General features: G+C 68.9%; 14 protein-coding genes. All 14 read left to right on the top strand.

The annotated features are described in order from the left end of the window. Positions 1–38: 38 nt before the first annotated feature. Positions 39–404, top strand: coding sequence for a 50S ribosomal protein L22 (rplV, locus tag ACPYN7_RS01250; RefSeq protein ID WP_017833301.1), 366 nt, complete (start codon positions 39–41; stop codon positions 402–404). Continuing rightward, positions 405–1,250: a 30S ribosomal protein S3 gene (gene rpsC / locus ACPYN7_RS01255; RefSeq protein WP_058872531.1), complete on the top strand. Its 846-nt coding sequence runs from the start codon at positions 405–407 to the stop codon at positions 1,248–1,250. Next, on the top strand, positions 1,251–1,667 hold the full coding sequence (gene rplP / locus ACPYN7_RS01260; protein ID WP_017833303.1) for a 50S ribosomal protein L16: 417 nt from the start codon (positions 1,251–1,253) through the stop codon (positions 1,665–1,667). A 2-nt stretch (positions 1,668–1,669) separates the two neighbouring features. Next, the gene (rpmC, locus tag ACPYN7_RS01265) at positions 1,670–1,945 is read left to right on the top strand and encodes a 50S ribosomal protein L29 (protein WP_058872532.1); all 276 of its coding nucleotides are present in this window, start codon (positions 1,670–1,672) and stop codon (positions 1,943–1,945) included. Beyond that, positions 1,942–2,232, top strand: a complete 291-nt coding sequence (rpsQ, locus tag ACPYN7_RS01270) for a 30S ribosomal protein S17 (protein WP_424346454.1) — start codon at positions 1,942–1,944, stop codon at positions 2,230–2,232. Before rpmC ends, rpsQ begins: the two co-directional genes overlap by 4 nt. Positions 2,233–2,588: 356 nt before the next feature. Next, complete coding sequence (gene rplN / locus ACPYN7_RS01275; RefSeq protein ID WP_017833306.1) at positions 2,589–2,957, top strand: 50S ribosomal protein L14; 369 nt, start codon at positions 2,589–2,591, stop codon at positions 2,955–2,957. Between the two features lie 2 nt (positions 2,958–2,959). Next, positions 2,960–3,304 carry a 50S ribosomal protein L24 gene (rplX, locus tag ACPYN7_RS01280; RefSeq protein WP_058872534.1) on the top strand — a complete coding sequence of 115 codons (345 nt, stop codon included), beginning with the start codon at positions 2,960–2,962 and terminating at the stop codon, positions 3,302–3,304. Next, the gene (gene rplE, locus ACPYN7_RS01285) at positions 3,304–3,873 is read left to right on the top strand and encodes a 50S ribosomal protein L5 (protein WP_017833308.1); all 570 of its coding nucleotides are present in this window, start codon (positions 3,304–3,306) and stop codon (positions 3,871–3,873) included. The genes rplX and rplE overlap by 1 nt, the downstream gene beginning before the upstream one ends. Positions 3,874–3,958: 85 nt before the next feature. Further along, complete coding sequence (rpsH, locus tag ACPYN7_RS01290) at positions 3,959–4,357, top strand: 30S ribosomal protein S8 (protein WP_017833309.1); 399 nt, start codon at positions 3,959–3,961, stop codon at positions 4,355–4,357. Between the two features lie 23 nt (positions 4,358–4,380). Continuing rightward, positions 4,381–4,917, top strand: coding sequence for a 50S ribosomal protein L6 (gene rplF, locus ACPYN7_RS01295; protein ID WP_058872535.1), 537 nt, complete (start codon positions 4,381–4,383; stop codon positions 4,915–4,917). A 2-nt stretch (positions 4,918–4,919) separates the two neighbouring features. After that, entirely contained in the window at positions 4,920–5,291 is a 372-nt protein-coding gene (gene rplR / locus ACPYN7_RS01300; protein WP_058872536.1) for a 50S ribosomal protein L18, read from the top strand. Further along, positions 5,288–6,019 (top strand): 30S ribosomal protein S5, encoded by a 732-nt coding sequence (gene rpsE, locus ACPYN7_RS01305; protein WP_058872537.1) that lies wholly within the window; start codon positions 5,288–5,290, stop codon positions 6,017–6,019. The genes rplR and rpsE overlap by 4 nt, the downstream gene beginning before the upstream one ends. Beyond that, complete coding sequence (gene rpmD, locus ACPYN7_RS01310; RefSeq protein ID WP_017833313.1) at positions 6,019–6,228, top strand: 50S ribosomal protein L30; 210 nt, start codon at positions 6,019–6,021, stop codon at positions 6,226–6,228. Before rpsE ends, rpmD begins: the two co-directional genes overlap by 1 nt. Before the next feature lie 2 nt (positions 6,229–6,230). Then, positions 6,231–6,731: a 50S ribosomal protein L15 gene (rplO, locus tag ACPYN7_RS01315; RefSeq protein ID WP_082696880.1), complete on the top strand. Its 501-nt coding sequence runs from the start codon at positions 6,231–6,233 to the stop codon at positions 6,729–6,731. Positions 6,732–6,885: the final 154 nt, after the last annotated feature.

Here is a 6,885-nt window from a genome sequence, read left to right on the forward strand (position 1 = left end):
CAGCGTGAGCACTTCGAGAAGACGAGAGAAGGAAAGCAATGGAAGCCAAGGCATCTGCGCGCTACATCCGCGTGACGCCTATGAAGGCCCGGCGCGTCGTCAACCTGATTCGTGGCCAACAGGCGAATGAGGCTCTGGCGATTCTGAAGTTCGCCCCCCAGGGTGCTTCGGAGCCGGTGTTCAAGGTCCTCCAGTCGGCGGTCGCCAACGCGCGCCAGCTGGCGGACCGCGACGGCCTGCCGTTCAAGGAGGAGGAGCTCGTGGTGAGCGAGGCCTTCGTCGACGAGGGTCCGACCATGAAGCGGTTCCAGCCGCGGGCCCAGGGCCGCGCCTACCGCATCAACAAGCGCACGAGCCACATCACCGTGATCGTGGCGAGCCCTGACAGCGAGGAGGTCCGCTAAGTGGGACAGAAGATCAACCCGCACGGGTTCCGGCTGGGCATCACCACCGACCACGTGTCGCACTGGTACGCGGACTCCACCAAGGAGGGCCAGCGCTACAAGGACTACGTCCGTGAGGACATCAAGATCCGCAAGCTCATGTCCACGGGCATGGAGCGGGCCGGCATCTCCAAGGTCGAGATCGAGCGGACCCGGGACCGCGTGCGCGTGGACATCCACACCGCCCGCCCCGGCATCGTCATCGGCCGCCGCGGCGCCGAGGCCGACCGCATCCGCGGCGAGCTCGAGAAGCTCACGGGCAAGCAGATCCAGCTGAACATCCTCGAGGTCAAGAACCCCGAGGTGGACGCCCAGCTGGTCGCCCAGGGCGTCGCGGAGCAGCTCGCCTCCCGCGTGGCCTTCCGCCGCGCCATGAAGAAGGCCATCCAGTCGGCGCAGCGCGCCGGCGCGAAGGGCATCCGGATCCAGTGCGCCGGCCGCCTCGGCGGCGCCGAGATGAGCCGCTCGGAGTTCTACCGCGAGGGACGCGTGCCCCTGCACACCCTGCGGGCGAACATCGACTACGGGTTCTTCGAGGCCAAGACCACCTTCGGCCGCATCGGCGTGAAGGTCTGGATCTACAAGGGCGACCTGACCGCGAAGGAACTGGCGGCCCAGCAGGCCGCCGCTCCCTCGCGCGGCCGCGGCGGCGACCGTGACCGTCGTGGCGGTCCCGGCGAGCGTCGCGGCGGCGGCGACCGCCGTCGCACCGACCGTAACGACCGTGGCGGACGCCGTGAGCGCAACGACTCCGCCGCCTCCCCGGCCCCGGCCGCGGGGGCGACCAACGCAGAGGGTGGTAAGTAAATGCTCATCCCACGTCGTGTGAAGTTCCGCAAGCAGCACCACCCGAAGCGGTCGGGCGCTGCCAAGGGCGGCACCACCGTCGCCTTCGGCGAGTGGGGCATCCAGGCGCTCACGCCGGCCTACGTGACGAACCGTCAGATCGAGGCCGCGCGTATCGCCATGACCCGCCACATCAAGCGTGGCGGCAAGGTCTGGATCAACATCTACCCGGACCGCCCCCTGACCAAGAAGCCCGCCGAGACCCGCATGGGCTCCGGCAAGGGCTCCCCCGAATGGTGGGTCGCCAACGTCAAGCCCGGGCGCGTGATGTTCGAGCTCTCCGGTGTCTCCGAAGAGGTCGCGCGCGAGGCCCTGCGGCTGGCGATCCACAAGCTCCCGATGAAGGCACGCATCGTGCGTCGCGAAGGTGGTGAATGAGAATGGCTGTTGGATCCAAGGATCTGAGCATCGAGAACCTCGCGGCCCTCGACAAGGACTCTCTGGGTGAGGCGCTGCGCAAGGCGAAGGAGGAGCTGTTCAACCTCCGCTTCCAGTCCGCAACCGGTCAGCTCGAGAACAACGGCCGCCTCAAGGCCGTCAAGCGCGACATCGCGCGCATCTACACGGTGCTGCGCGAGCGCGAGCTCGGCATCCGGCCCCAGGCGGGCGACGCCGAGAACACCGCCGAGAACACCTCCGAGGAGGACGCCAAGTGACCGAGCAGATCAACAACGGGGCCGAGCAGGCCGCCGAGCGCGGTGACCGCAAGAGCCGTCGTGGCTACGTGGTCTCCGACAAGATGGACAAGACCGTCGTGGTCCAGCTGCAGGACAACGTCAAGCACTCGCTGTACGGCAAGGTCATGCGGCGCTCCTCGAAGGTCAAGGCCCACGACGAGCTGAACACCGCCGGCGTCGGCGACCTCGTCCTGATCTCCGAGACCCGCCCGCTGTCCGCCACCAAGCGGTGGCGGATCGTGGAGATCCTCGAGAAGGCCAAGTGAGCCTGGCTCGCTAGAGCCGGCCACGGCCGTGACGGCCCGTCCCTCCGCGCGAGGGGCGGGCCGTCCTCCGTTCACCGCCCCGCACGGAGGGCCTCTCCGCTGTGCTAGGCTGGTGAGCTTGTATGGGCCGATTTGTCCGCCCGTACGACCCACAGCTCTTCGTGCCAGCGCATAATGACCGCGTGCAGGGCGCCCCCGTGCCACCTGGTGGCGGGTTCAGATGCTCCTGGCATGGAGGGCTGGCCCGGTCCGGCGTGCGACGCCGGGGGAGGGCACATCATCCGACAAGCTGTTCCGCAAGGCCCGCACCGTGCTCTCGATCGGTGTTGGAACCGGCGTGACGACAGGAGTAATCAGTGATTCAGCAGGAGTCGCGACTGAAGGTCGCCGACAACACGGGTGCGAAGGAAATCCTCACCATCCGTGTTCTCGGTGGATCCGGACGTCGCTACGCAGGCATCGGCGACATCATCGTCGCCACCGTCAAGGACGCGATCCCGGGCGGCAACGTGAAGAAGGGCGACGTGGTCAAGGCCGTCATCGTCCGCACCAAGAAGGAGCGCCGTCGTCCGGACGGCTCCTACATCAAGTTCGACGAGAACGCCGCAGTGATCCTGAAGAACGACGGTGACCCCCGTGGTACCCGCATCTTCGGCCCCGTGGGCCGCGAGCTGCGCGACAAGAAGTTCATGAAGATCATCTCGCTGGCCCCGGAGGTGCTCTGACCATGGCGAAGTTCAAGATCAAGACCGGCGACCTGGTGCAGGTCATCTCCGGCAGCAAGGACAACAAGGGCAAGCAGGGCAAGGTCCTGCGCGTGATCCCCGAGACCTCCCGCGTGGTCGTGGAGGGCATCAACGTGATCACCCGCCACCGCAAGGCCTCCATGCAGGGCGAGGCCGGCGGCATCGACAAGGTCGAGGCCCCGATCCACGTGTCCAACGTGGCGCTCGTGGACCCGGAGACCAACAAGCCGACCCGCGTCGGCTACCGCACCGAGACCGTGGAGCGCGACGGACGCCAGAAGACCGTCCGCGTCCGCGTCTCCAAGAGCACCGGCAAGGACCTGTGATGACCGAAACCACCGAGATCAGCGTGTCCCCGCGCTTCAAGGACAAGTACCAGGAGACCGTCGTCCCCGCGCTGCAGGAGCAGTTCGGCTACGGCAACGTCATGGAGATCCCGCGCGTCGTCAAGGTCGTCGTGAACATGGGCGTCGGCGACGCCGCGAAGGACTCGAAGCTCATCGACGGCGCCGTCCGCGACCTCACCGCCATCACGGGCCAGAAGCCGCTCGTGACCCGTGCGAAGAAGTCCATCGCGCAGTTCAAGCTCCGCGAGGGCATGCCGATCGGTGCGCACACCACGCTGCGCGGCGACCGCATGTGGGAGTTCCTCGACCGCCTGGTGACCCTGGCCCTGCCGCGCATCCGCGACTTCCGCGGTCTGTCCGACCGCCAGTTCGACGGCAACGGCAACTACACCTTCGGCCTCACCGAGCAGTCCATGTTCCACGAGATCGACCAGGACCGCATCGACCGGGTCCGTGGCATGGACATCACGGTGGTCACCACCGCGAAGACCGACGACGAGGGCCGCGCGCTGCTGAAGGCGCTCGGTTTCCCCTTCAAGACCAACTAATCTCGCTACGTTCCAGGTCCGGCCGGGCGCCCACGGGCGCCGCCAGGTGCGGAAACCGGGACGAGGAAGGGCACGTGCCCCCAAAATGACAATGACAGATCCTGTCGCGGACATGCTGACGCGTCTGCGCAACGCCAACTCCGCCTACCACGACTCCGTGAGCATGCCGTACTCGAAGCTCAAGGCCCGCGTGGCGGACATCCTCAAGGCCGAGGGCTACATCGCGGACTACAAGGAGGAGGCGGCCGAGGTCGGCAAGACCCTGACGCTCTCCCTGAAGTTCGGCCCCAACCGCGAGCGCTCCATCGCGGGCGTCCGGCGCATCTCCAAGCCGGGCCTGCGCGTGTACGCCAAGTCCACCAACCTCCCGAAGGTCCTGGGCGGCCTGGGCATCGCCATCCTGTCCACCTCTTCCGGGCTGCTGACCGACAAGCAGGCCGCGAAGAAGGGCGTGGGCGGCGAAGTCCTCGCGTACGTCTGGTAACCCGGAACAGAAAGGAAGAGAACATGTCACGTATCGGACGTCTCCCCATCTCTGTGCCGGCCGGTGTGGAGATCAAGGTCGACGGCAACGTCGTCTCCGTCAAGGGCGCCAAGGGCGAGCTGCAGCACACCGTTGCCAGCCCGATCACCGTCGCGCTCGAGGACAGCACCCTCACCGTCACCCGACCCGACGACGAGCGCGAGTCCCGCTCGCTGCACGGCCTCACCCGCACCCTGATCGCCAACATGATCCAGGGCGTCACCCAGGGCTACTCCAAGGGCATCGAGATCGTGGGCACCGGGTACCGCGTGCAGGCCAAGGGCCAGGACCTCGAGTTCGCCCTCGGCTACAGCCACCCGATCACCTTCAAGGCCCCGGAGGGCATCTCGTTCGCCGTCGAGGGCGTCAACAAGCTCTCGGTCAACGGCATCGACAAGCAGCAGGTCGGCGAGGTCGCCGCGAAGATCCGCAAGCTCCGCGCCCCCGAGCCCTACAAGGGCAAGGGCGTGCGGTACGCCGGCGAGCAGATCCGCCGCAAGGCCGGAAAGGCTGGTAAGTAATCATGGCTCTGAAGATCAAGGGCAAGTCCAAGGCCGCCGCCCGCAGCCGCCGCCACGCCCGGGTGCGCAAGCACCTGGCCGGCACGGCCGCGCGCCCGCGCCTGGTCGTCAACCGCTCGGCCCGCCACGTGTTCGTCCAGGTCGTCGACGACACCCAGGGTGTCACCGTCGCCTCGGCCTCGACCATGGAGGCCGACCTGCGCGGTGCCGACGCGGACAAGACCGCGAAGGCCAAGCGCGTGGGTGAGCTCGTGGCCGAGCGCGCCAAGGCCGCCGGTGTCGAGGCCGTCGTGTTCGACCGCGGCGGCAACAAGTACCACGGTCGCGTGGCGGCTGTCGCCGACGGCGCCCGCGAAGGAGGTCTGGCACTGTGAGTGAGCAGAACAACGAGAAGGAAACCCAGGTGACCGAAGCGAGCACCGCCTCCACGGAGGCGACCGGGGCCCAGCAGACTACCGAGACCACCCGTTCCCAGGACTCCCGCGGCGACCGCGGGGGCCGTGGTGAGCGCGGCGGCCGCGGTGAGCGCGGGGGCCGTGGTGAGCGCGGCGGCCGCGGCGGCCGCGGCGGCCGCGACGAGGAGAAGGACAAGTTCCTCGAGCGCGTCGTGACCATCAACCGCGTCTCCAAGGTCGTCAAGGGCGGTCGTCGCTTCAGCTTCACCGCCCTCGTCGTCGTCGGCGACGGCAACGGCATGGTCGGGGTCGGCTACGGCAAGGCCAAGGAGGTGCCGGCCGCGATCTCGAAGGGCGTCGAGGAGGCGAAGAAGAACTTCTTCCGCGTCCCGCGCATCGAGGACCGCACCATCCCGCACCGCGTGCAGGGCGAGGCCGCCGCCGGTGTCGTCATGCTGCGCCCGGCGACCCCGGGTACCGGTGTGATCGCCGGTGGTCCGGTCCGCGCCGTGCTCGAGTGCGCCGGCATCCACGACGTGCTGTCGAAGTCCCTCGGCTCGTCGAACCAGATCAACATCGTGCACGCAACCATCGAGGCGCTCCGCCAGCTCGAGGAGCCGGCGGCCGTCGCGGCCCGTCGTGGGCTGCCGATGGACGAGGTCGTCCCCGGTCCGTTGCTGCGCTCGATCCAGAAGGCAGGTGCCTGATGTCCGGCAAGCGTATCCAGCCCGACGGCACGGAGCTGCGCATCACGCAGGTCCGGTCGGTGGTCGGCCAGAAGCAGAACATGCGGAACACCCTGCGGTCCCTCGGCCTCAAGCGGCCGGGCAACGTCGTGGTCCGCAAGGCCGACGGCGTGACCGCGGGCATGGTCAACACCGTCGCCCACCTGGTCAAGGTCGAGGAGGCCAAGTAACCATGGCAGAGAACACTGCTGAGAACACCGCCCCGAGCACCGCTCAGGGCAACGAGAAGGTGCACGCGCTCAAGGTGCACCACCTGCGTCCGGCCCCGGGCGCGAAGACCGCCAAGACCCGCGTGGGTCGCGGTGAGGGCTCCAAGGGCAAGACCGCCGGCCGCGGCACCAAGGGCACCAGTGCCCGCTACCAGGTCAAGGCGGGCTTCGCGGGCGGGCAGCTGCCGCTGCACATGCGCCTGCCCAAGCTGCGCGGGTTCAAGAACCCGTTCCGCGTGGAGTACCAGGTCGTCAACCTGGACAAGCTCACCGAGCTCTTCCCGGAGGGCGGCGAGGTGACCGTGGACACGCTCGTGGCCCGCGGCGCCGTCCGCAAGAACCAGCCCGTCAAGGTGCTGGGCTCCGGCGAGATCGCGGTCGCGGTCGACGTCAAGGCGCACGCCTTTTCGGGCTCCGCCGCGGAGAAGATCGCCGCCGCCGGCGGCAGCACCACCGCGCTGTGAGCGCGGGCCGCGGGGGGCCCGGGGCCCCCCCCCCCCCCCCCCCCCCCCCCCCCCCCCCCCCCCCCCCCCCCCCCCGCGGCCCCCCCCCCCCCCCCCCCCCCCCCCCCCCCCCGCCGGGCCCCCCCCCCCCCCCCGCGTCCGGGTGCGGGGTGAC

The sequence above is a fragment of the Kocuria sp. CH-021 genome (assembly GCF_049716185.1).
Lineage (GTDB): Bacteria > Actinomycetota > Actinomycetes > Actinomycetales > Micrococcaceae > Kocuria > Kocuria cellulosilytica.

Coding starts and splice junctions, on each gene's coding strand:
- rplO (WP_082696880.1), top strand. CDS start 6,231: ATGGCAGAGAACACTGCTGAGAACACCGCCCCGAGCACCGCTCAGGGC.
- rplR (WP_058872536.1), top strand. CDS start 4,920: ATGGCTCTGAAGATCAAGGGCAAGTCCAAGGCCGCCGCCCGCAGCCGC.
- rplX (WP_058872534.1), top strand. CDS start 2,960: ATGGCGAAGTTCAAGATCAAGACCGGCGACCTGGTGCAGGTCATCTCC.
- rplP (WP_017833303.1), top strand. CDS start 1,251: ATGCTCATCCCACGTCGTGTGAAGTTCCGCAAGCAGCACCACCCGAAG.
- rpmD (WP_017833313.1), top strand. CDS start 6,019: ATGTCCGGCAAGCGTATCCAGCCCGACGGCACGGAGCTGCGCATCACG.
- rpmC (WP_058872532.1), top strand. CDS start 1,670: ATGGCTGTTGGATCCAAGGATCTGAGCATCGAGAACCTCGCGGCCCTC.
- rplV (WP_017833301.1), top strand. CDS start 39: ATGGAAGCCAAGGCATCTGCGCGCTACATCCGCGTGACGCCTATGAAG.
- rpsH (WP_017833309.1), top strand. CDS start 3,959: ATGACAATGACAGATCCTGTCGCGGACATGCTGACGCGTCTGCGCAAC.
- rplF (WP_058872535.1), top strand. CDS start 4,381: ATGTCACGTATCGGACGTCTCCCCATCTCTGTGCCGGCCGGTGTGGAG.
- rplE (WP_017833308.1), top strand. CDS start 3,304: ATGACCGAAACCACCGAGATCAGCGTGTCCCCGCGCTTCAAGGACAAG.